General features: G+C 70.7%; 20 protein-coding genes, 1 tRNA gene and 1 other RNA gene. 6 read left to right on the forward strand and 16 right to left on the reverse strand.

The window, feature by feature from the left end; all coding sequences use genetic code 11:
• Window positions 1–45: 45 nt before the first annotated feature.
• A complete protein-coding gene (locus tag ACFYVR_RS14915; RefSeq protein WP_387474578.1) occupies window positions 46–1,122 on the reverse strand; it encodes an N-acetylmuramoyl-L-alanine amidase in 1,077 nt (358 codons plus the stop codon).
• Between the two features lie 228 nt (window positions 1,123–1,350).
• Complete coding sequence (locus tag ACFYVR_RS14920; protein WP_387474332.1) at window positions 1,351–2,400, reverse strand: type III polyketide synthase; 1,050 nt, start codon at window positions 2,398–2,400, stop codon at window positions 1,351–1,353.
• A gap of 232 nt (window positions 2,401–2,632) precedes the next feature.
• Here ACFYVR_RS14920 and ACFYVR_RS14925 point away from each other — a divergent pair, with 232 nt between their 5' ends.
• Both ACFYVR_RS14925 and ACFYVR_RS14930 read left to right on the forward strand, forming a co-directional pair.
• On the forward strand, window positions 2,633–3,922 hold the full coding sequence (locus ACFYVR_RS14925) for a glycosyltransferase (RefSeq protein WP_387474334.1): 1,290 nt from the start codon (window positions 2,633–2,635) through the stop codon (window positions 3,920–3,922).
• 56 nt (window positions 3,923–3,978) lie between these two features.
• Window positions 3,979–5,565, forward strand: a complete 1,587-nt coding sequence (locus ACFYVR_RS14930; RefSeq protein ID WP_387474336.1) for a bifunctional 3-(3-hydroxy-phenyl)propionate/3-hydroxycinnamic acid hydroxylase — start codon at window positions 3,979–3,981, stop codon at window positions 5,563–5,565.
• A 10-nt stretch (window positions 5,566–5,575) separates the two neighbouring features.
• Here the strand turns inward: ACFYVR_RS14930 and ACFYVR_RS14935 are convergent, their stop codons facing one another.
• From ACFYVR_RS14935 to ACFYVR_RS14950, 4 genes are all read right to left on the reverse strand, one after another.
• Window positions 5,576–6,235: a dihydrofolate reductase family protein gene (locus tag ACFYVR_RS14935; RefSeq protein ID WP_387474338.1), complete on the reverse strand. Its 660-nt coding sequence runs from the start codon at window positions 6,233–6,235 to the stop codon at window positions 5,576–5,578.
• Between the two features lie 527 nt (window positions 6,236–6,762).
• The gene (locus tag ACFYVR_RS14940; RefSeq protein ID WP_387474340.1) at window positions 6,763–7,344 is read right to left on the reverse strand and encodes a dihydrofolate reductase family protein; all 582 of its coding nucleotides are present in this window, start codon (window positions 7,342–7,344) and stop codon (window positions 6,763–6,765) included.
• 479 nt (window positions 7,345–7,823) lie between these two features.
• Window positions 7,824–7,896: transfer RNA gene (locus ACFYVR_RS14945), tRNA-Ala, on the reverse strand.
• Window positions 7,897–8,056: 160 nt separating this feature from the next.
• Window positions 8,057–8,806 (reverse strand): DsbA family protein, encoded by a 750-nt coding sequence (locus ACFYVR_RS14950; protein ID WP_387474342.1) that lies wholly within the window; start codon window positions 8,804–8,806, stop codon window positions 8,057–8,059.
• A 236-nt stretch (window positions 8,807–9,042) separates the two neighbouring features.
• On the opposite strand from ACFYVR_RS14950, the gene ACFYVR_RS14955 reads away from it, so the two are divergent.
• Window positions 9,043–9,744 carry a VIT1/CCC1 transporter family protein gene (locus tag ACFYVR_RS14955; protein ID WP_387474580.1) on the forward strand — a complete coding sequence of 234 codons (702 nt, stop codon included), beginning with the start codon at window positions 9,043–9,045 and terminating at the stop codon, window positions 9,742–9,744.
• Here ACFYVR_RS14955 and ACFYVR_RS14960 read toward each other — a convergent pair.
• From ACFYVR_RS14960 to ACFYVR_RS14985, 6 genes are all read right to left on the reverse strand, one after another.
• On the reverse strand, window positions 9,661–10,932 hold the full coding sequence (locus ACFYVR_RS14960; protein ID WP_387474344.1) for an MFS transporter: 1,272 nt from the start codon (window positions 10,930–10,932) through the stop codon (window positions 9,661–9,663). The genes ACFYVR_RS14955 and ACFYVR_RS14960 overlap by 84 nt on opposite strands.
• 19 nt (window positions 10,933–10,951) lie before the next feature.
• Complete coding sequence (gene pgm / locus ACFYVR_RS14965) at window positions 10,952–12,595, reverse strand: phosphoglucomutase (alpha-D-glucose-1,6-bisphosphate-dependent) (RefSeq protein ID WP_387474346.1); 1,644 nt, start codon at window positions 12,593–12,595, stop codon at window positions 10,952–10,954.
• Between the two features lie 90 nt (window positions 12,596–12,685).
• Window positions 12,686–13,057 (reverse strand): fluoride efflux transporter CrcB, encoded by a 372-nt coding sequence (crcB, locus tag ACFYVR_RS14970; RefSeq protein WP_387474348.1) that lies wholly within the window; start codon window positions 13,055–13,057, stop codon window positions 12,686–12,688.
• On the reverse strand, window positions 13,054–13,416 hold the full coding sequence (locus ACFYVR_RS14975) for a DUF190 domain-containing protein (protein WP_387474350.1): 363 nt from the start codon (window positions 13,414–13,416) through the stop codon (window positions 13,054–13,056). Before ACFYVR_RS14975 ends, crcB (ACFYVR_RS14970) begins: the two co-directional genes overlap by 4 nt.
• Before the next feature lies 1 nt (window position 13,417).
• Entirely contained in the window at window positions 13,418–13,828 is a 411-nt protein-coding gene (gene crcB, locus ACFYVR_RS14980) for a fluoride efflux transporter CrcB (RefSeq protein WP_387474352.1), read from the reverse strand.
• Entirely contained in the window at window positions 13,828–14,535 is a 708-nt protein-coding gene (locus ACFYVR_RS14985; RefSeq protein ID WP_387474354.1) for an LON peptidase substrate-binding domain-containing protein, read from the reverse strand. Before ACFYVR_RS14985 ends, crcB (ACFYVR_RS14980) begins: the two co-directional genes overlap by 1 nt.
• A 296-nt stretch (window positions 14,536–14,831) precedes the next feature.
• Here ACFYVR_RS14985 and ACFYVR_RS14990 point away from each other — a divergent pair, with 296 nt between their 5' ends.
• Complete coding sequence (locus tag ACFYVR_RS14990; protein ID WP_387474356.1) at window positions 14,832–16,031, forward strand: lipase family protein; 1,200 nt, start codon at window positions 14,832–14,834, stop codon at window positions 16,029–16,031.
• A 29-nt stretch (window positions 16,032–16,060) separates the two neighbouring features.
• Here the strand turns inward: ACFYVR_RS14990 and ACFYVR_RS14995 are convergent, their stop codons facing one another.
• Window positions 16,061–16,411 carry a hypothetical protein gene (locus ACFYVR_RS14995; RefSeq protein WP_387474358.1) on the reverse strand — a complete coding sequence of 117 codons (351 nt, stop codon included), beginning with the start codon at window positions 16,409–16,411 and terminating at the stop codon, window positions 16,061–16,063.
• A gap of 60 nt (window positions 16,412–16,471) precedes the next feature.
• Window positions 16,472–16,842, reverse strand: a transfer-messenger RNA (tmRNA) gene (gene ssrA, locus ACFYVR_RS15000).
• Window positions 16,843–17,032: 190 nt separating this feature from the next.
• Between ssrA and ACFYVR_RS15005 the strand changes: the two genes are divergently transcribed.
• Together ACFYVR_RS15005 and ACFYVR_RS15010 are read left to right on the forward strand one after the other, a co-directional pair.
• Window positions 17,033–19,132, forward strand: a complete 2,100-nt coding sequence (locus ACFYVR_RS15005; protein WP_387474360.1) for a peptidase — start codon at window positions 17,033–17,035, stop codon at window positions 19,130–19,132.
• Window positions 19,133–19,209: 77 nt separating this feature from the next.
• Window positions 19,210–21,318, forward strand: coding sequence for an elongation factor G (locus ACFYVR_RS15010; protein ID WP_387474362.1), 2,109 nt, complete (start codon window positions 19,210–19,212; stop codon window positions 21,316–21,318).
• A 147-nt stretch (window positions 21,319–21,465) separates the two neighbouring features.
• Here ACFYVR_RS15010 and ACFYVR_RS15015 read toward each other — a convergent pair whose 3' ends face one another.
• Window positions 21,466–22,326 carry an EamA family transporter gene (locus ACFYVR_RS15015; protein ID WP_387474582.1) on the reverse strand — a complete coding sequence of 287 codons (861 nt, stop codon included), beginning with the start codon at window positions 22,324–22,326 and terminating at the stop codon, window positions 21,466–21,468.
• Window positions 22,323–22,799 (reverse strand): SsrA-binding protein SmpB, encoded by a 477-nt coding sequence (gene smpB, locus ACFYVR_RS15020; RefSeq protein ID WP_387474584.1) that lies wholly within the window; start codon window positions 22,797–22,799, stop codon window positions 22,323–22,325. The genes ACFYVR_RS15015 and smpB overlap by 4 nt, the downstream gene beginning before the upstream one ends.
• Window positions 22,800–22,866 lie beyond the last annotated feature (67 nt).

The following is a 22,866-nucleotide window of genomic DNA, read 5'->3' on the forward strand; positions in this document are numbered from 1 at the left end:
CCGGCCCCGGCCGTTTCGTGGTGGTGTGCGCCGGGCTCGGCCCGGTCAGCCCTGTGCGCCCACCAGGTCCAGCAGGGCGCTGAGCAGACCGACCAGGTCGCCGAGATCCTCGGCGTCGACGAGGTCCGCGACACCGCCGAGCCCGAGTGCGTCGAGCAGGGCCCCGATCGCCCCGAGGTCCTGCCCCGCGGGCGCCGTGGTGGTGACCGGCGCCGCGGGCGTGGTGGTGGCCGGCGTGTCCGCGGCCCGCGCCGGTGCCGCGGTCGTGGTCGGGGCGGTCGTGGTCGGGGTTGTCGCCGCGGCCGCGTCGGTGCCGCCGGCGCCCATCAGGTAGTCCACCGCACCCACGATGATCGCGACGGCGTGCTCGAGGCGTCCGTTTTGGCTCTCGAGCACCGCGGCGTCGTCGGGGTTGGATCCGTTGCCCATCTCGACGAAGGCGAGCGGGACGGTGGTCAGCGCGGGACCGGCGATGTCGTCGCGGGTCTGGATCCCGTCGACGACCCCCGCGTAGTTCGCGGGGGTGAAGCCGCCCTCGACGTACGCGTCACGGATCGCTTCGGTCGCCACGCGGCCGGCGCCGGACTGCACCTCGTCGACCTTCGGGTCGGGGATCGGCAGCGTCGGCACGATCAGGTGGAAGCCGTGCCGGGTCGTGTCCTCGCCCGCGGTGGTCGAGTCGGCGTGGATGCTCACAGCGAGGTCGGCGCCGGATGCGCCGGCCGCTCGCGCCCGCTCGTCCACGCAGCCGCCCCAGCCGGTGTCGTCCTGGCGGCTGAGCTCGACGGTGGCCCCGAGGTTCTCGAGCCCGGCCTTGACGAGCTGGGCGACGTCCCAGGTGATGGTGTGCTCCGGCACCCCGCCGAGGGTCGTCATGCCCGTCGTCTGGCAGTCCTTCGTCCCGCCGCGCCCGTCGTCGACCTGCCTGGAGAGGTCCTCGGAATGCCCGGTGCCCTGGTGACCGGGATCGAGGAAGACCTTCTTCCCGGCGAGCGGGTCGATCGGCGCGGCGACGCCCGCCGCCCGCGCACCCGCGGCGGGATCGGCGGTGGCGGACATCGGCACCAGCAGGGCGGTGGCCGCGACGGCGACCACGCCCACGGCCAGACCGGATCTCGTCATCGAGGCGGCTCTCGTCATCGGGGAATGGGCACAACCGGATTCGTCCGGCGGCACCGCTCTCCTTTCGGGGCACGGGTTCGACGGGGCAGTCACCACAGCCCCCGGAGTTCACAAGCGAAGCAAGTGAAACACCCGACACACCCGTACCGCGAGGCCTCCGGCGGGGTCCACACCGAACCGTTGGTGTTCTGTGACCTCGCCGGACGGCCCCTCAGGTGCCGAACACGCTCAGATGTGGAACAGCATGGTCTCCGCGGTCAGCCCGGGCCCGAACGCCATCGCGCAGCCGGAACCGGTCGGCCCGCCGTTCTCGGCCCGACGCATGATCTCGGCGAGCACGAACAAGATGGTGGCCGACGACATGTTGCCGTAGTTGTCGAGCACGTACCGCGACGCGGACAGCGCGTCCGGGGCCAGCTCGATGCCGTCCTGCACGGCGTCGAGGATCGACCGGCCGCCGGGATGCACGGCCCACAGGTCGATCGAGTCCTTCGAGGCCCCGGCCAGGATCTCCTTGAGGTTGGGCTCGTCGAGCGCACGACCGAGCGCGCCGGGCACCTTGCCGGACAGCACCATGTCGAAGCCGATGTCGCCGATGCGCCAGGTGATGAGCTCGGCGGACTCGGGCACCATGACCGCCTTGAACGAGTCCATCGCGATGCCCTCCTCGTCGGCGGTGACCAGCACCGCGGCGCATCCGTCACCGAAGACCAGGAACGAGAGCATGGTCTCGAGCGACTCGGACCGCTGCAGGTGCAGGGAGCAGAGTTCGAGACTCACGACGAGCACCCGCGCATTCGGCTCGGACCGCACGATGTGGTGGGCGAGCTTGAGGCCGTTGATGCCCGCGAAGCAGCCCATGAACCCAATCTGGGTGCGCTCGACGGACTGCGGCACCCCGCACCGCTTGATGATCTCGAAATCGATACCGGGCGAATAGAATCCGGTGCAGGTGATGACGATCAGGTGGGTGATCTCGGCGGCCCGGTCGCCGAGATCGAGTCCCTCGACCGCGCGGACGGCGAGATCCGGTGCGCTGCGCTCGAACTCGAGCATCCGGGTCTCGGTGTCGACCTTGTTCGGGTCGTCGCCGTAGAAGGCCGCGGGCGAGCCGATGCCCGCGTACCGGTGGGAGATCTGCGAGCGATCGGCCATTCTGCGAAACAGCAACTGCTTGCGGCGTTCGGTGAAGGTGGCGTCCGCGAAGTCGACGAACGCCTGGTGGACGTCGTGCTCGGGCACCACGGTGCTGATGCGGTTGATGTAGGCAGTGGTCATGGGGCGCTCCGGAACTGGGGATGGACAGCAGCAGGCAGTGCGGAACACTGCGGGAATGGGCGCGCCGAGGAGACCTGGGTGCGACGGTTGAAGCCTTGACGTCGAAAAGTTAGCGCACCCTAATCACGGATGCAAGCGGTACGTTGAACGACTGCTGCCCCCGCACGTCGCTGCGTCCCCGGGGCGCATCCCCGCGAACACCCAGGGCGAACGCCTGCCCGAAAGGACTCCAGTGGCTTCGATTCTGCTCTGCAGTGCGCCCCTGACCGGGCACGTGCAGCCGATGCTCGCCATCGGCCGCCGCCTGGTGGAGGACGGCTGTGACGTCGCCATCCTGACCGGACGTGCCTTCGCCGAACGTGCGCAGCGCGCCGGCCTGCGGTTCGTCGCACTGCCCCCGAGCTGCGACTACGACGACACCCGCCTCGACGAGCGGTTTCCCGGACGCTCCCGCAGGCCCGCCTTCCTGCGGTCACTGTTCGACGCGGAGCGGATGTTCGCCGCGCTGGCCGGCGACCAGTACCGCGCAATCGTCGACGCGATCGACGAGGTCGGTGCGGACACGGTGATCGTCGAGAACCTGTTCATGGGGGCGCTGCCCCTCGTCGGTACCACACCGGACGGCCGGCCGAAGGTGTTCGCCGTCTGCACTTCTCCGCTGATGGCGAGCAGCATCGACACCGCGCCCTTCGGCCCCGGTCTCCCGCCGTCCACGGGCCGGTTCGGACGCCTGCGCAACCGCGTCCTGGGCGCGGGCACCCGGACGGTGGTGATGCGCCGCGCACAGGCGGTCGCGGCCCGCGAGACCCGCCGGGTGACCGGCACGGACGCGGCCTGCTTCCTGCTCGACTGGCCGCTCCACGCCGACGACGTGTTCGTGCTGACCACCCCCGGTTTCGAATACCCCCGCACCGACATCGGCGAGCGCCTGACCTTCGTCGGTCCGATCCTGCCCGCCGCCCCCGCGGACTGGCCGCGACCGCCGTGGTGGGACCGACTGGACACCGACCGTCCTGTGGTACTCGTCACTCAGGGCACGCTCGACAACCACGACCTCGGGACCCTGATCGAGCCCACCGTCGATGCCCTCTCCGACGCGGACGTCCTGGTCGTCGTCGCCACCGGCGGACGCCCCGTCGAGGCGGTGCGGCGCACCTCCCCCAACGTGATCGTCACCGAGTTCGTACCGTTCGGTGTGCTCCTGCCCCACGTCGACGCGGTCGTCACGAACGGCGGTTGGGGCGGAGTGCATTTCACACTCTCGCACGGGGTTCCGCTGGTCGTCGCCGGGAGCACCGAGGACAAGGCCGAGATCGGCGCCCGCGTGGCGCGGTCCGGAGCGGGAATCAGGATCCGCTCGGGCTCGCCCTCGCCGACCGCGATCCGGCGGGCCGTCGACGAGGTGCTCACCTCCCCGGAGCGCCGCTTCCGCGCCCGCGCGCTCGCCGACGAACTCGCCACTCTCGACGCCACCGCACTCATCTCGCGCCGCGTGCGCGAGCCGGTTGCGCGCCCGAGGTAGCGCCACACCGTGGTGGCCGTCTGGGCTATCTTCGCGGCCGTGCGTAAACGTCTCCCGTGGATCGTCGGTTCGAGTGTCGTCGAGGACGCCGGTCCGGTGCGGTTCCCGAGCGCCGCGAGCACGCTCTGATCGGGTCCCGGGAGAGCGACGCGGCGCCGCGAGCCGACACCGTCCCGGTCCTCGTCGTCGGCGCGGGCCCGACCGGCCTGACCGCCGCGACACTACTGGCCCGCCGCGGCGTCGACTGCCTCGTCGTCGAGCGGCACCGGCAGCCCTATCCCCTCCCCCGCGCGGTGCACCTCGACGACGAGGTGCTGCGGATAGCGCAGGCCGCCGGCGTCGCCGAGGAGGTCGCGTCCGTGTGCCGACCGGCCCTCGGCATGCGGCTGGTCGACCCGGACCTGCGCACGCTGGTGGAGATCCGGCGCGACCGGACCGTCGGGGTGCACGGGTGGCCGGAAACGAACATGTTCGACCAGCCCGACCTCGAGCAGGTGCTCCGGTCGAACCTGCTGCGGCACCCGCGGGCCACGCTGCTCACCGGGCACGAGGTCGTCGCGGTGCGACCCCGACCCGACGGCGGCGCCGCGGTCGACGTCCGCGACCTCGACATCGGCGGGGTCCGAACCGTGACCGCCGGCCACGTCCTGGCCTGCGACGGCGCGAACAGCCCCCTGCGGCAGCAGATCGGCGCGCGCATGCGTGATCTCGGGTTCGATCAGCACTGGCTCGTCGTCGACGTCCACTCCGAACGCGCGATGGACGTGTGGCCGGGCGTCCACCAGATCTGCGGTGGCCCACGGTCCGGGACGTACATGCAGATCGGCGAGCACCGGTACCGCTGGGAGTTCCGCCTGCCGTCCCCCGAACCGGTCGACGAGGCCGCTGTCCGAGCACTGCTCGCGCCCTGGTTCCCACCGGACGCGGGCCCGGTCACCGTGCTGCGTCACACCGTGTACTCGCACCGCGCCACCGTCGCCGACGTCTGGCGGCGCGGCCCGGTGTTCCTGCTCGGCGACGCCGCACACCTGACACCCCCGTTCATCGGCCAGGGACTCGGTGCCGGACAGCGTGACGCGATGAACCTGGCCTGGAAACTCGCCGCGGTCGTCGCGGGCGAGGCCGACGAGCGCCTCCTCGACACGTACCAGCCGGAGCGGCGCGCCCACGTCACCCGCGTGATCCTCGGTGCCGTCCTCGTCGGGCGGGTGATGGCGGCGCCGCCGGTACGCATCGGGCATGCGGCGCTCCGTGGCCTCGGCCGACTGCCCGACCCGGATCCGATCACGCAGCGGGTCCTGGCACCACGGCTGCGCGGCAGCGCGCTGACCCCGTCGGCGCTGTCCGCCCCGATCGGAGCGCCGCTTCCGCAGTGGGTGCTCGCCGACGGTCGCCGCTCCGACGACCTGCTCGGCGACGGCTTCGCGCTGCTGGGGGCCGCCCCCGGCGGCCCGCTCGACGAGCTGGTCCGCGAACTCGACGCACGACGGGTGCCGATCGCCGACCTTCCCGCCGCCGCGAGCTGGCTGAGCCGGCACCGCCTGCGGGCGGCCCTGATCCGGCCCGATCGGGTCGTGCTGGCGACCGTCGACGGGCGTGGCCGGTTCCGGGGGCCGCGCAGCCTCCGCTCGCTGGGCCGGTGACGGTGCCGGTTCAGGTCCGGCGGGTGAAGGTCAGGTGTGTGACACCGCTCGGCGCGGACACCGTCTCGACGTCGTAGTCGTCCTCGATGCCTTCGAGGCCGTCCCACAGGCGAACACCGCGGCCGAGCACGATCGGCACCACGACGACGTGCAGGAGGTCGATCAGGCGGGCCGCGAGGAAGTTCCGCACGGTGGTCGGTCCGCCGCCGACCTGCACGTCCAGGTCGCCCGCGGCCTCCCGGGCCAGGGCCAGCACCTCGTGTTCGGTGGCGTCGACGAAGTGGAAGACCGTCCCACCCTCCATCTCGATCGACGGTCTCGGATGGTGGGTGAGGACGAAGACCGGTGTGTGGAACGGCGGATTCGGCCCCCACCAACCGCGCCATTCGTCGTCCGTGCCCAGATCGGTCCACGGGCCCGTCTGCGGCGTGAACTTGCCCCGTCCCATGATCTCGGCGCCGATACCCAGGGTGTAGCGCTGCGCGAACGCGTCGTCGACGCCGAGCGACCCACCCGGTTCGCCGAAGAGCTCCTTACCCCTGCGGGTGGCCAGCATCCACTCGTGCAGGCGCTGGCCCGCGTGGCCGAACGGCGCGTCGACGGTCAGCCCCTCACCCGTACCGAATCCGTCGAGAGAAATCGAGAAGTTGTGCACGCGGACCTGTGACATGTCCCCTCCGGTGATCGCAACCACAGCGGGACGACCCCGCTCGCTGCCTATCATCGCCGGACAGGGGCGAACACGTGAGGTTCCGCGACACGTTCTCCCCGCGACACCACCTCTTGGAAGGACGTCGACACCGGCGACCGTGGAAGGACGTCGACACCGGCGACCGCCGGGTACGTCCCGAAACCGCGACGGTCGGCGAGGTGACGCTCGGTTACGTCGAGGGTCCGGACAACGGCCCGGCTGGTGCGGTCGGCGCTGCTGGAGGATCCGCCGCTGTTCTCCTCGGAGTACCCGAGAATCGCTCAGACCATCGCCGCTGGGTTGGCGACCGACCACCCTGCTGGTGACGATCCGCCGGTAGGGGTGCACCGGATGTGGACCTTGTGGGGCGCCACACCCGCCGCGGGGACAAGTACGTCACCGTGATCATCGACCTCACGCCGGTGCGCGCCGGTTTCATCGCCCGATCCCTACTCGAGACAGGCGGATTCAGACAGTGGACTTCTTCGCGTACCCGCTCAGATCGGTCAACGGCGCACCCGATAGCGCAGGTGAAGCACCCGGTTGCCCTGAATCACCACGTCAGGATCCTCCAACAGGTGCTGCGCGTGGACCGACCCGAAGTAGCGCTTGCCGGACCCGAACACGACGGGTACGACGTCCATGCGCACCTCGTCGATCAGGCCCGCGGCAAGCACCTGGCCACCGACGTCTCCAGCGGCGACCTCGACCACGCGGTCACCCGCAAGCTCCTGCGCCTTGGCCACGGCTGCCTCGACGCCGTCGACGAAGTGAAACGGCGCCTCGGGGTCCCAGCCCTCGGGCTTCGGCCGATGCGTCACGACGACCACGTGGTCGATCCCGCCCGGAGGCTTCCCGTCCCAGCCGTCCGTCATGTCGAAGACGTGGCGGCCGACGAGTGTCGCCCCGATCTGGTCCCAGTACGGCCGGGTGTAGTCGTAGGACGTCTGCGACACCTTCACCTCGCCGCTCTCGTCCAACGGAACGTCACCGCTGGACAACCAGTCGAACAGCGGTCCGGGCCGGTCCTTCTCGTCCGCGACGAAGCCGTCCACCGACACCGAGCTGTACATGACCACCTTGCCCACGGGGCTCTCCTTCGCTTTGGGGTGCCCCAAAATTAGCGTGTCGTGAGCTGTCGCTCATGTAAGAAATCAATCGGGCCGGCAGCGGCCAGCCGTCCAGCGCGTGGCCGGGATTCGCGCCGGAACCGCCGCCGGACTTCGACGTACCGGGTCGGCGTGAGCCCGGTGAATGCCCGGAACTCGGGGCCGAAGTGGGCCTGGTCGAAGTAGCCTGCGCCACCGGCGAGGTCGCCCCAGGCGGCGGTCCCGCAGCCGTCGCATCAGCTCCTCCTCGAGCAGCGTCGGCATCTCGTGCGGTCCGTCCGCCGTGACCAGCCGGTCTCGCGGCTCAGCAATGGTGGGCCGGTCCCAAACCTCTCTCGAAGGCGGTGGCCACGTGGCTGAGCCACGTTCGCGAGGGATTTGGCCACGTTCTAGCCACCTGGCCGGAGAAACGAAGAACCCGCAGGCCAGAAACAGTATCTGACCTGCGGGTTTTGAAGTGGAGCTAAGGGGACTCGAACCCCTGACCCCCACACTGCCAGTGTGGTGCGCTACCAGCTGCGCCATAGCCCCGCGATGTTGAATTTTCCTACCAGCGTGAGAGTGTCTCGGCCGTTTCGGGCCGTTCCGCTCTCGCCTGGAAAAAGTTACACCACCATCGGTCAGCGCAACAAATCGGCTGGTCAGGGGCGAAAAACGGGGGGCGCCTGCGCGGCGCCCACCGTCTTTCGGGTCAGTTCAGGTCGGCGAGCCAGTTCGGGTTGCCGAGGGCGTCGACGACGGTGCCGTCGGCGGTGACGACGGCCGGGGTGCCGGTCGCGCCGGTCGCGACGAGTGCTTGACGCCCGGCCTGCGCGGACGCCGCGGCCTTCTCCACATTGGTGCCGTCGCTGATGCACGCGACCGCCGTGTCGTCGGCGCCGGCGTCCTTGGCGATCTGCGCGAGCTCGGCGTTGCTGTGGTCGGAGTCGCCGTTCTCCTCCGGCTGGACGTCCTCGGCGAACAGGGCCGTGTGGAACGCGGAGAACGCGACGGCGTTACCGCTGTCGGCGACGCACAGCAGCGAGGCCGCGGCGCGCGTGGAGTAGTCGCCGCTGGCCGAGAGGCGGTTGAGGAAGTCGAGCGTGCGGTAGCGGACCGCGAGGGCTCCCTCGTCGATCTTCTGGGCCATCTCCTGACCGTTGGTGTGCTCGAGCTGCGCGCAGTACGGGCACATCGGGTCCTCGTAGAGGTCGATCGTCGTGGCGGCGTTCGGCACACCGAGCAGGATCACGCCGTTCTCGTCCGCGGACACCTGCACCGCGGAGTTGGACACGCCGCCGTAGCCCTCGTTGCGCGGCTTGCTGCGATTCGAGCTCCACAGCACCCCGGCGATCACGACGACGGCGATCACCAGGACCGCGATGCCGCCGAGTACGTACGTCGATCGACTCGAGGTCGGCTGCGGCGAGGCCTTGACGGGCTTGACCTTCTTGCTGCTCACTGGTGCGGTCCTCCGGTCCGGATGGTTCGAGCGGTAACTACCCCTGTACTCTGCCATCTCCGGCTGAGCGCGTTCTGAGAGCGAGCGGGGCGTTTCGGTCCGGTCCCGCCGGTCCCCCGACGTAGATTCGGACCATGGACGAGCCGGAACTTCCGCACGCCGGCGAACCGGAACTGCCACACGCCGGCGAGCCGGCACTGCCACACGCCGGCGGGCCGGCACTGCCACACGGCGCGTTGCCGCACGAGTTCGACCACCACCATGCGGACGTCTCGGGCGGCTGGTTGCGGGCCGCGGCGTTCGGCGCAATGGACGGCCTGGTGACGAACACCTCTCTGCTCGCCGGCGTCGGCGGCGCCGGCCTCGGGGCGCACGAGATCGTGATGAGCGGAATCGCCGGACTCGCGGCGGGTGCGTTCTCGATGGCGTTGGGCGAGTACGCGTCGGTGACGACGGCGAACCAGCAGATCGACGCGGAAGTGAAGGTGGAGGCCCGTGCGCAGGCTCGGCATCCGGTGTCCGAGCAGACCGAACTCGTCGGCACGTTCGTGGAGATGGGCATGACCGAGGAGACTGCACGGGTCGCGGCGGCGGAGGTACATCGCGACGCCGCGCAGGCGGTCACGATCCACCTGACGCACGAGCTCGGGGTGGATCCCACCGAGAAACCGTCACCGCTGGTGGCGGGCGCGTCGTCGTTCCTGATGTTCGCGATCGGCGCGATCATCCCGCTGATTCCGTACCTGCTCGGGTTCGAGTCCCTGATCGCCGGGCTGGCCGTCGGCTGTCTCGGCCTCCTGCTGGTCGGTGCGACGACGGCGCACCTGACGTCACGGCCGCTGGTGTGGGGTGCGTTACGGCAACTGTTGTTCGGTCTCGTCGCGGTCGGGGCGACGTACCTCGTCGGTCTCGTGATCGGCGTCGGTGTCCCGGGTTGACCGGCCCGCGAGCAGCCACGCGGCGATCGCGGGGATCGTCAGGGCACCGGTGACCGCGAACGCGGTCCCGTAGGACAGCTGCTCGGCGAGCACACCCGCCACCAGGGGTCCGACGACGGACCCGACGTCCGACGCCATCTGGAACGCGGCGAGCACCGGACCACCCCGCGCCTTCGACCCGACCACGTCTGCGACCGCGGCCTGCTGCGCCGGGTTCATCAGACCGGACCCGATGCCGCCCAACGCCGACAGGGCGAACAGCACCCACAGGTTGGGGCTGAAGCCGATGCCTGCGGTGCAGATGCCCGCGATCACCAGTCCGGTGAGGACGAACGGTCGACGGCCGTACACGTCGGACAGGCGTCCCGCCTGGATCTGGACGAGGGCGTTGCCGACCGCGAACACCGTCAGCGCGATGCCGGCGTAGCCGTCGCCGGCGTGGAGTGCCTGCACGATGAACAGCGGCACCAGCGCGATCCGCACGCCGAACACCGCCCAGCCGTTGGCGAGATTCGACAGTAGGGCCGCCCGGTAGATCGGTGCGCGGATCGCCTGACGGAAGGTCATGGTGGCCGTGCCGGACGTCTGCTCCGGCACGGCCAACGCCGAGCCCTTCAACCGGACGTACACGACCGCGGCCGCGATCAGCAGTGCCCCCGCGTAGATCAGGAACGGCACCCGCAACCCGAACCCGACGAGCGCGGCCCCGACCAGGGGGCCGCCGATGCTGCCGAACAGGAACGACGTCGAGTACAGCCCGGCGACGCGGCCGCGGATGGTCGGGGGTGCGATCCGGATCAGCAGGCCGAACGAGGAGACGGTGAACATCGTCGAACCGATGCCACCGAGGCCGCGGAAGACCAGCAGCTGCCAGTAGTTCGACGCGAGTGCCACCGCACCGGACGACGCGGCGACGATGAGCAGCCCCGTCAGGTAGGTGGGTCGCTCGCCGAGCCGCTGCACGAGGGAGCCGCTCACCGGCGCGAACACCAACCGCATGAACGCGAACGACGAGATCACGACGGTAGCGGCGAAGGCGCCGACGTCGAAGCTGACCGCGAACTGCGGAAGTACGGGCGCGACGATCCCGTAGCCCAATGCGACGACGAAGCTCGCGCTGACGAGCACCCAAATCTCGCTGGGAAGCCGGGTGGAGCGGGAATGTGGGGCGGGTTCTGCTGAGGTCATGACCGCCCCACGCTATCGCTCAGCCGGCCACGGCCAGCGCGCGGGACACCAGGTCGCGCGCGGCGTCCTGGACCTGCGCGAGGTGGTCGGGTCCGCGGAACGATTCCGCGTAGATCTTGTACTTGTCCTCGGTGCCGGACGGGCGTGCGGCGAACCACGCACTCGCCGTGCTCACCTTCAGCCCGCCCAGCGGGGCGCCGTTGCCGGGGGCCGCGGTGAGGGTGGCGGTGATCGGTTCGCCGGCGAGTTCGGTCGCGGTGACCGCCTCCGGTGACAGGGCAGCCAGCGTCGCCTTCTGCGCCCGATCGGCAGGTGCGTCCACCCGCGCGTACGCCGGGTCGCCGTACCGTGCGGTGAGGTCGCGGTACCGCGCCGACGGCGACGTGCCGGTGACGGCGAGGATCTCGGAGGCCAGCAGCGCGAGCGCGATGCCGTCCTTGTCGGTGGTCCACACGCGGCCGTCGCGGCGCAGGAACGACGCGCCCGCACTCTCCTCGCCGCCGAACCCGAGCTCCCCCGACAGCAGGCCCGGCACGAACCACTTGAACCCGACCGGCACCTCGACCAGTTCCCGGCCGAGGCCGGCGACGACCCGGTCGATCATCGACGAACTGACGAGGGTCTTCCCGACCCTGGTGCCGGCGCCCCACCCGGGGCGGTGGGTGTACAGGTACTCGATCGCGACGGACAGGTAGTGGTTGGGGTTCATCAGTCCGGCGTCGGGGGTGACGATGCCGTGCCGATCGGAGTCCGCGTCGTTTCCGGTGGCGATGTCGAAGCGGTCGCGGGCCCCGATCAGTGACGCCATCGCGTGCGGCGACGAGCAGTCCATCCGGATCCTGCCGTCACTGTCGAGGGTCATGAACCGCCACGTCGCGTCGACCAGCGGGTTGACCACCGTCAGGTCGAGCCGGTGCCGGTCGGCGATCGCGCCCCAGTAGTCGACGGCGGCCCCGCCCATCGGGTCGGCGCCGATGCGGATCCCGGCGGAGCGGACCGCGTCGAGGTCGACGAGGTTCGGCAGGTCGTCGACGTAGGTACCGAGGTAGTCGAACGGGCGGGCGACCGTCGCCAGCGCGGTGGCCAGCGGCACGCGCCGCACCCCGTCCAGTCCCGCGGCGAGCAGTTCGTTGGCGCGGTCCTGGATGACGGACGTCGCGTCCGAGCCGGCCGGACCGCCGGTCGGAGGGTTGTACTTGAAGCCGCCGTCGCGCGGCGGGTTGTGCGAGGGGGTGACGACGATCCCGTCGGCGAGCGCGGTCGGCAGATCCGAATTGTGGCGCAGGATGGCGTGACTGACGGCCGGGGTGGGCGTGAAACGATCGGCGGCGTCGATCAGCACGTCGACACCGTTGCCGCCGAGCACCTCGAGGGCGCTCGTCCACGCCGGCTCCGACAGCGCGTGGGTGTCGCGTCCGAGGTACAGCGGACCGGTGATGCCCTTGCCCGCCCGGTACTCGACGATCGCCTGCGTCGTCGCCAGGATGTGCGCCTCGTTGAACGCGTCGTCGAGGCTGGAGCCGCGGTGCCCCGACGTGCCGAACGCGACCCGATGGTCGGGGTTCAGGGCGTCGGGCGTGCGCGTGTAGTACGCCGTCACCAGGTGTGCCAGATCCTCCAGATCTCCCGCCTGTGCCGGCTGACCCGCCCGATCGTGTGTCACGATGCCCTCCCTTGTGATTGCCCGCCCGTCGACGTGCTCCGTCATTCGATCACGGCGCCGCGGGAGCCGCACCATGCCCGCCGCGACGGCTCAGCCGACCAGCGCCGCTCCGGCGGCGAAGCCCGCGACCGCGGCACCGATCCCGGCCACGAGGGTGACCGTCACGTTCGCGGCGGTGAGCAGCCGGGCCCGGTCCTCGAGCAGGCGAACCGTCTCGTACCCGAACGTGCTGAACGTCGTCAGCGCGCCGCAGAAACCGGTGCCGACCAGGGTCCACAGCGCGCTGTCGTGGGAGGTCGCGGCGCCGGCGAGCGCACCGAGGATCGCGGATCCGATCACGTTGACGCACAGCGTCCCCCAGGGGAAGGCGGTGTCGTGGCGGGACTGCACCGCGCGGTCGAGGAGGAAGCGTGCCGGAGCCCCGACCGCGCCGCCGAGGAGCACCAGCAGAACCGTCGTCACGCCGGGCTGTCGCTCACGTGCACCCGCTCGACCGGCTCGACGGTCACCGTGGCGTGGGTCAGCAGTTCGGCGACGGTGTCGAGGAATCCGCGGATCCGCGTTTCCTCGTCGACGACGACCACCAGGACCGGCAGCCCGTCCGCCAGGTCGAGCAGCCGGGTGGTGTGGATGTGCGACGACGCACCGTAGCCTTCGATGCCGCGCCAGACACTGGCGCCCGCGAGCCCGGCGTCGCGGGCCCGGCGCACGATCTCCTGGTACTTCGGCCGGTGGTGCCACAGGTCGTCGAGACCGAGAATGATCGACAGCCGCAACTCCGGCCGTGACACCAGTACCGGGGTCTGTTCCGCGTCAGCCATGTCAGGTTCCCCTTCCGGTCCGGATGCCGACGACGGCCCGGGTGATCGACAGTCCCGTCATCACCGCGACGAGCGCGGCGACGACACTGCCTGCCAGGTAGGCGACGGCGACCGGCGCGTGGCCGTCGGCGTACAGCCCGCGCACCTCGACCGCGTACGTCGAGAAGGTGGTGAAGCCACCGAGGACGCCGACACCGAGGAACGGCCGCAGCAGCCGGTGCGCCGGCCACACGTCCACGACGAGGACCATCAGGATGCCGATCAGGAAGCAGCCGAGCACATTCGCGGTCGCGGTCGCCCACGGAATCGTTCCGCTGTGCACGGGCATCGCGACGGACAGCGCGTACCGCGCCAGGGCGCCGACGGCACCGCCCGCGGCGACCACCGCGACCGGTCCCGCCTCACCGCGCATCACGCCTCCCCGCCACCCGGATCCGCGAGCCGGAACCGCAGCGCCGCCACGACGTCGTCCAGCGCGTCGATCAGGGCCGCCACCCGTTGACGAGGACCCGGCGCGGACAGCACCCGCAGTCTATCGATCGCGCCGAGAGGCAGTGCCCGGGCGAGCGCGAATCCGCGTCGACCGGGATCGCCGTCGAGTGATTCCCAGTCCGGGAACCGGGGCGCCGTGAAGCCCCGCGCGCGTGACGCGGCGCCGGCGAGATCGGTCAGTTCCGCGATCCGGTCGGTCAACTCCGCGACCATCGCGGCACCGACCGCGGACGGCTCGTCCGGCCACGACCGCACCCGGGCCCGCGGGTAGGGGTCGTCGTCGAGCCAGTCGTCGACCCGGATCCGATGCCCGCCGACGCATCCGAGCAGAAGCCGGCCGCCGGCCGCCGGACTGCAGGAGGTGATCCGCGCGACCGTGCCGACCGAGGTCCGCTCGTCGCCGCCGCCGACCTCATGGCCGCGTGTGATCAGCACGACACCGAACCGCATCCGGTCCGGTGCGGCCACGCAGTGGTCGACCATCGCCAGATAGCGCGGTTCGAAGATCTGCAGCGGCAGCTCCTCACCGGGCAGCAGCACCGCGCCCAGCGGGAACATCGGCAACTCCGTCCCCGGCGCGAGGAGCGGCAGGTTTCCGGCGGCGTCGACACCCTCGTCCCATCCCATCGAGACAGGCTAGCAACCCGCCGACCTGCGCCTGGGCAGGCAAGCAGGGACGGGTCCCACCCCGCCACCGCATTCCGAACACGCATCGACCCGACCGACCTCACCGGTCCGGCCACCTTCGCCGCCGAACCCGGCTATCGTGATCCACATCATGTGACGCCGCCGGGTTCGGCGCGAGGTCGCTGATCCTCTTCCGACTCTCGAACGCCACCCGGGCGCCGATCTCTCGGCGCCGTGCTCCGGCGACCGATCTCGAGCTGATCGACCCGACACCGACCGGCAGGAAGGGTCCGTTGATGCGTTCGATTCTCACCCGGCTGCTCGGAGCCGCAGCAGCCGCCGCCCTGCTCGGAACCGCACCCCTGATGGGCACCGCCCCGATCGTCTCCGCCCAACCCACCTTCCCCGGCGCGGATCCCGACGTCTTCCACGTCGCGCCCCCGGATCTCGGCGCCCACGCCAACGGCGACGTCCTGGGGGTGCGTCCGGTCGACGTGTCACGTTACGGAAACGCCGACGGCTGGCAGATCCTGTTCCGTTCCACGAACTCGTCCGGCGCCCCGATCGCCGCGACGACCACACTGATGGTGCCGCGCGGCGGCGTGGACCGACCTCTCGTCTCGTACCAGGCCATCATCAACTCCCTCGGCACCCGGTGCGCCCCGTCTCACAGCCTGTTCGACGGGCAGTTCACCGAGGCGCCGGCGATCGGACCGATCCTGCTGCGCGGCTGGGCGGTCGCGATCCCCGACCACCTCGGCCCGAACAGCGCGTACGGCGCGGCCCGGCTCGGTGGGCAGATCGCACTGGACGGCATCCGCGCCGTCCAACGGCTGCCCGAGGCCCGGGTCGGCCACAGCGCCGTCGGCCTGGTCGGCTACTCGGGCGGCGGCATGGCCACCGGCTGGGCGGCGGCACTGGCCCCGACCTACGCACCCGAACTGCCGATCGTCGGTGTCGCGCAGGGCGGTGTGCCGACCAATCTGAACGAGATGGCCGCCGGTCTGGGACTCGCGCCGCACCCCCTGTTCGGGCTGGCGTTCGCCGCCACCCTCGGCCTCGAGCGGGAGTACCCGACGCGGATCGCGGTGTCACCGTTCCTCACACCGACCGGCGCCGCGCTGCGCGACCGCATCGTCGACGGCTGCTCCGAGGACATCATCGACAACGGCGCCGGCCACAGCACCGCCGAGGTGACGAGCGAACCGGGACGGATCCTCGAACCTCCGATGCGGACCGTCTTCGACGAGAACAGCCTGATCAGCTATCCGGGAGCTCCGCGAGCACCGGTGTTCGCGTGGCACGGGTCCGGGGACCAGCTGGCACCGCTCGCCTCGACCGCCGCGACGATGAGCCACTGGTGCGCGTCCGGGACGCGAGTGCTGCTCAACGTCCTGCCGGGTGACCACGGGCCGGCGTCGATCGCCGGGATCCCGGGGGTGTTCGGCTACCTCGGTGACCGGTTCGCCGGCATCCCGGCACCGAGCAACTGCTGAGCCCGCTCAGGTGCAACTGCCGAGCCCGCTCAGTTCGTCGGCCACGGCGGCAGCGGCGGCTTGACCCACGTGATCTTCTCGTCGCCGTGCGCGGGTGTGGCACGCGGGTCGTCGGGATGCGCCGCCGCCCACCGGGACTTCTCGTCGAGGAGGTCGGCGACGACGGTCCACGTCTCCCGCGTGCTCGGCGGGTTCGCTCCCGCGGCGCGGGCCAGCCGCCGCAGCCGATCGTCGGGCATCGCGAGCAGTTCGGCGGAGGTGATGGCGTGGTCCCACACGAACCGGGCCAGGACCAGCGCCTTGTCGCGGCGCCGGCTCGACGCCGCGTCGGTGTGCGCGAAGTCGACGGCCTGCGGGGTGTCGGGGTCGCCGGGGGTCACGTCGACAAGACTAGTGCGGAAAGGGGCGAGGCCCCGGACCGTGTGGTCCGGGGCCTCGTTCGGTGGAGCTGCCGGGAATTGAACCCGGGTCCTACGCAGCTTCGCCTGGGCTTCTCCGTGTGCAGTTCGCTATGCCTCTACTTGGATCTCCCGGTCTCGCGAACAAGCCGTGATGACGATCCCAGTCACTGTTGGATGTCCCGTCCGACTCCGTGACCGAGCCGAGCGGTGGAGCCCTCTAGCTGATGCCAGTACCCGACCCGAGGGCGAGATCGGACTGACAGACACGCTTCGCTACTTAGGCAGCGAGAGCGTAGTCGCGCTGATTGGAATCGGCGCTTAATTGGTTGCATCGACGCTTACGGTGGTCTCTTGCCTGCACCGACACGCTTCCCCTGACTCAACGTACGCAGTCGAAACCGTTCAGCCCCGTACGTACCCAGCACCATGCTGGGACCACACACTGTAACGTCCCGCGGCCGAGAAATCATCCCCGCTCTTCGTCGGCGTGTCGCCCGGCCCAAATGCTGGACAATCGTCCAAGCCGCTCGTACTCTCCGGACCCTGCTCGACTCATGATTCGTGACACGGTTTCCTCGGCGGAAGAGTTCCGGACAGCCCATGACATTCGCAGCCCCACGACGCTCGCTCGTCCCCGCACTGGTCCTCGCCCTCGCCCTCGGGGTGTCGACGGCAGGCGCCGCACCCGCCACAGCGCCCACCGCGCCCGGCGACGATCCCGTGTTCGGGCTCGCCAACGGCTGCTACGCCCTCCGCTCCGAACAGTCGGGCCACTTCACCCGTCTCACCCCGGACGGCTACCGCGTCGACGCCCGCCAGGGTGACGCCGAGACATTCCGCGTGCACGCCGCCCAGCTCGGCCGGTTCATGTTCTACGGCCGCGGCGGCGAGATGCTCGCCCACGGCGGCGGCAACGGCATCGTCGCCACCCGCGACGCGACACCCGCGACGGACTGGACCCTGACCCACACCGACGGCGTGTACAGCCTCACCGCCACCGACAACGGCAACCAGCTCACCACGCACGACGGGCGCCTGTACTCGTCCGAACCCGGCCTCGACCCGGACGGCGGACGCTTCACCCTCGTCCCGGCGTCGGGGTGCGCCGACTTCCCGGACTCCGAGGTGAACGCCACCGGCACCCCGCTGTCCGGGACCGGACCGAACGGGGAGGTCCGCGGTTTCATCGACGCCCACGTCCATCTCGACGCCAACCTCTTCATCGGTGGCGACGTGCACTGCGGCACCCCGTTCGACCCGCAGGGCATCACCGTCGCGCTGCGGGACTGCCCGGACCACGGCACCGACGGCCTGCCCGCACTGCTCGAGAACGTGATCTCGCACGGCACCCCGTTCGAGCAGCACGACACGACCGGCTGGCCCACGTTCGAGGACTGGCCGGCGCACGATTCGCTCACCCACGAGCAGACCTACTACCGGTGGGTCGAGCGGGCCTGGCGCGGCGGGCTGCGGATCTTCACCAATCTGCTGGTGAACAACCACGTGCTGTGCGAGGTCTATCCGCTCAAGAGCGGGTCGTGCAACGACATGGACACCGTGCGCGCGCAGGCCGCGCAGGCGCACGCCGTGCAGGACTACATCGACGCCCAGTACGGCGGGCCCGGTCGCGGCTGGTTCCGCATCGTCAGCTCGCCCGAGGAGGTCCGGCAGGTCGCGGCCGCGGGCAAACTTGCGGCGACCCTCGGCATCGAGGTGTCCGAGCCGTTCGGCTGCGGGATCCGGCACGGCGTCGCGCAGTGCACCGAGGCCGACGTCGACCGCGGCCTCGACGAGGTGTACGACCTCGGGGTCCGGCAGATGATCGTGACCCACAAGTTCGACAACGCGTTCGGCGGCGTCCGCTTCGACTCCGGCGTGCAGGGGGTCGCGGTCAACGCGGGCAACTTCCTCGGCACCGGCCGGTTCTGGGAGGCGGAGCCGTGCACGACCGCCGAGCACGACAACCCGCTGCTGTCGGTGGGCGACGGTCCGGCCGAGGCCCTCGCCGCGTTGCCCGCCGGCGTCACCACGCCGGTCTACCCCGAGGGACCGCTGTGCAACGTCCGTGGCCTCACCCCCCTCGGCGAGCACATGATCCGCGGCATGACGGACCGCGGCATGATCGTCGACATCGACCACATGAGCGTGAAGACGGCCGACGCGACGCTCCGCATTCTCGAGGACGCGGGCTATTCCGGTGTGGTGTCCAGCCACAGTTGGTCGGATCCACTGTTCTACCAGCGGATCTACGCGCTCGGCGGGTTCGTCGCGCTGTACGCCGGCCAGCTCGACCCGCAGGAACGTGAACCGGGCCAGGATCCGAAGGCGGACCGTGCCCCCGGCTTCGTCGCGGCGTGGCGCGACGCCCGAGCGCAGCGCAGCGAGGACTACTACTTCGGGTTCGGCTACGGCGCCGACACCAACGGCTTCGGCCCGCAGGCGGCCCCGCGGAAGGACGCGGCCGAGAACCCCCTGATCTACCCGTACACGACCTTCGACGGCGGGACGGTGATGGACCGCCAGCGGACCGGCGAGCGGGTCTTCGACCTGAACACCGACGGCGTCGCCCAGTACGGACTGATTCCCGACTGGATCGCGGACATGCGGACCGCGGCGGGCCCGGACAGCGACCGGATCATCGAGGACATGAGCCGCGGCGCCGAAGCGTATCTGCAGATGTGGGAGCGCGTCGCGAAGTAGCCGAATCGTCCGGCCGCGGTGGGCACGTGGGCCTAGACTCGAGGTGCAGCCGACACCGCAACCGCCAGGAGGCCGCCGTGGCCGACCGAACCTCAGCTCGCGCAGCGCAGGTCACGCCCGTCACCGGTCCGGAACAGATCCGCAACGTCGTGCTCGTGGGGGCCAGCGGCGTCGGGAAGACCACGCTGGCCGAATCCCTGGCATTCGCCGCGGGCGCCGTCGGCAAGGCCGGCCGGGTGTCGGACGGCACGACCGTCTCCGACCACGAGGACATCGAGCACCAGCAGCAGCGGTCCGTGCAACTCTCGGTGCTGCCGCTCGACTGGAAGGGCGTGCGGATCAACGTCCTCGACCCGCCCGGGCATCCGGATTTCGAGGCCGAGATGCTGACCGCGCTCCGGGCCGCGGATGCCGGAGTGTTCGTCGTGTCCGCGACCGACCCGGTCAGCGCGGCGACCCGCACCATCTGGCGCGCGGGCGTCGAGTTCGGGGTCCCACGCGCGGTCGTCGTGTCGAAACTGGATCTCGCGCGCGAAAGTTTCGAGGACATCCTCGAAACCTGCCACGACGCGTTCGGTCTGGGGCCGGACACGTTGCGTCCCATCTACATCCCGGTGGTCCGCGACGGCGTCCCCGTCGGCACCGTCGATCTGCTCACCGGCCGCCACCACGGCGACGTCCCTGCCGACGTCGACACGTCCGCCGCCCGCGAATCGCTGGTGGAGGCGATCTCCGGCCTCGACGACACCCTGATGGAGCGTTACCTCGGCGGTGAGGAACTCGACACCGACGCGCTGTTCGCCGGCCTGCGCCACGAAATCACCGACTGCACACTGCATCCCGCGCTCGCCGTCACCGACACCGGTTTCGGCGCGGAGGAACTGCTGGACCTGATAGCCGGGTCGTTCCCCGATCCGACGCACCGGGTGGGTCCGGGCCCCGTGTCCGACGCGGACATACCGTTGACCGCTCAGGTCATGCGCATCACCGGCGACCCCTACGTCGGGCGGATCAACCTGGTGCGGGTGTACACGGGCACCCTGCGGCCGGACACGCACGTGTGGGTGAAGCGGCCGACCGAGTCGGTGAACCGCGGAACCTCGACCGCGTCACCGACGCCGGCCGGTGAAACCGTCGAAGACCGGATCACCACGCTGTCGGGACCGTTCGGCGCCACCACCCGGCCGATCCCCGAGGGCGTCGCCGGCGACATCGTGTGCATCCCGAAGCTGGCCGGCACCCATGTCGGCGACACGATCACCGACGATCCGTCCACACTGCCGCTGCCCGCATGGCCACGACCGGACGCGCTGCTGCCGATCGGCGTCGAGGCGCACAGCAAGGCCGACGAGGACAAGCTGTCGCAGGCGCTGACGCGTCTGCTCGTCGAGGATCCCGCTCTGCGGCTGGAGCAGAACCCGCAAACCCACCAGCTCGTGTTGTGGTGCACCGGCGAAGCGCACGCGGAGGTGACGCTGGACCGGCTGCGGCGCAGGCACGGGGTGCACGTCGACACCGTGCCGTACCAGGTGGCGCTGCGGGAGACGTTCGGCACCGGTGCGTCCGGGCACGGCAGGCTGGTGAAGCAGTCCGGTGGCCACGGCCAGTACGCGATCTGCGATCTCGAGGTGCAGCCACTGCCGACCGGGGAGGGTTTCGAGTTCGCGGTGAAGGTGGTCGGCGGCGCCGTCCCGAAGAACTTCATCCCGTCCGTGGAGAAGGGGGTGCGCACCCAGTTGGCGGCAGGTGTCGCCACCGGTCATCCCCTCGTCGACGTGCGGGTCACGCTGGTGGACGGGAAGGCGCACTCGGTGGATTCCTCGGATGCGGCGTTCCAGACCGCGGCGGCGCTCGCGCTCAAGGACGCCGCGTCGCATTCGGAGATCCGGCTCCTCGAGCCGGTGGCGGCGGTCCGCGTGACGCTGCCCGACGACTACCTGGGTGCCGTGCTCGGCGACCTGTCGGCGCGGCGCGGCCACGTGCTCGGGACCGAGACCACCGAGCCGGGCACCGCACTGCTGCGCGCGGAGGTGCCGGAGATCGAACTCGCCCGCTATCCCGTCGACCTGCGTTCGCTCACCCACGGCACCGCCGAGTTCGCGCGCATGCACCTGCGCTACGAGGTGATGCCCGCCGCGGTCGCCGCGCGCTACACCGGTGACGGCGCCGTCCCCGCCGGCCGCTGACCATCCGGCCCCCGACCCACCGGCCCTGACCCACTGCCCCTGACCCACTGCCCCTGACCCACTGGCCCCCACCCGCCGCGGCTGAAGGCGGCCTTCGTTCGGTCTGACCGAACGAAGGCCGCCTTCGGCCACAGCCAGGGACGCGGGTCAGGCGACGGCGATCATCGCGACGGCGGCGACGGCCAGGCCCATCCCCACCTTCTGCAGCCCGCCCACCCGCTCGCCGAGCACCGTCATCGCCAGTAGGACCGTCGCCGCCGGGTACAGGGAGCCGATCACCGCGACGAGGGAGAGCATGCCGCCGGAGAAGGCGTACATCATCGCCCCGTTCGCGATCACGTCGAGCACCGAGATCCCGATCGCGAGCCGGACCACCGAGCGGGGCGGGAACCGGAACTGACCCATTCCCGCGGCGGCCACCCACACCGCCGCGGTCGCCGCCGCACGCGACACCGCCAGCGGCCACAGTCCGGAGTCGTCCCCGATCCGGTCGAGACCGACGAACGACACCGCGAACGCCACCCCGGCCCCGACCGTCAACCACGCCACCTTCGGGGTGAACCCGACCCGGTGACCGTCGACCGCCTCGCCCGCGGTCTCCGGCGTCTCGCGGCTGACCAGCACGACCGCGACGAGAGCCAGAACCACGCCGGCGATGGCGAGCCCGCCGGGCCGTTCCCCGGCCGCGAATCCGACGACCACCGGGATCCCCGCGACGAGGATGGCCGTCAGCGGCGACACCACGGACATCGGGCCGTCGGCGAGCGCGAGGTAGAACCACCAGATGGCGAAGCCCGACGCGACGCCCGACACCGCACCCCACATCGTGGTCGACCAGGTCGGGGAACCACCGGCGAGCGGCGCGACGGCGAGCGCGATCACCAGCGACACCGGGTACGAGACGAGTACGACGCGGAGCGCCGCTACGCGACGGGACGCGATACCGCCGACGAAGTCGCTCACCCCGTAGGTGACGGCAGCGACCAACGCCAGGAGTACAGCGGTCAGCGGCTCATACCTTTGACGCGACGGCCCAGCTCCCGCGTGACCTCGCGTTCGGCGGTGCGCCGGGCGATGTCCTGACGCTTGTCGTAGTCCTGCTTGCCCTTCGCGAGGGCGAGTTCGACCTTGACCTTGCCGTCGCTGAAGTACATCGACAGCGGTACCAGGGTCTGGTTTCCCTCCCGCGACTTGCCGACGAGGTTGTCGATCTCGCGCCGATGCAGCAACAGCTTGCGGGTGCGCCGCGGCGAGTGGTTGGTCCAGCTGCCGTGCCCGTACTCGGGGATGTGCAGGCCGCGGAGCCACACCTCGCCCGAGTCGACGGTGGCGAACGCGTCGACCAGCGACGCCTTGCCCTCCCGCAGGCTCTTCACCTCGGTACCGACGAGCGCGATACCGGCCTCGAACGTGTCGAGGATGGTGTAGTTGTGCCGCGCCTTGCGGTTCGTTGCGATGACCTTCCGGCCCTTTTCCTTCACGTCCGGGCCCCTTCGGTCCACTGCGGTGAGCATGTGATCAGCGGGTGAGTCGGTTTCACCACGACCC

Origin of the sequence: Rhodococcus sp. NPDC003318, from assembly GCF_042879035.1 — a bacterium.
Taxonomy (GTDB): Bacteria; Actinomycetota; Actinomycetes; order Mycobacteriales; family Mycobacteriaceae; genus Rhodococcus_G.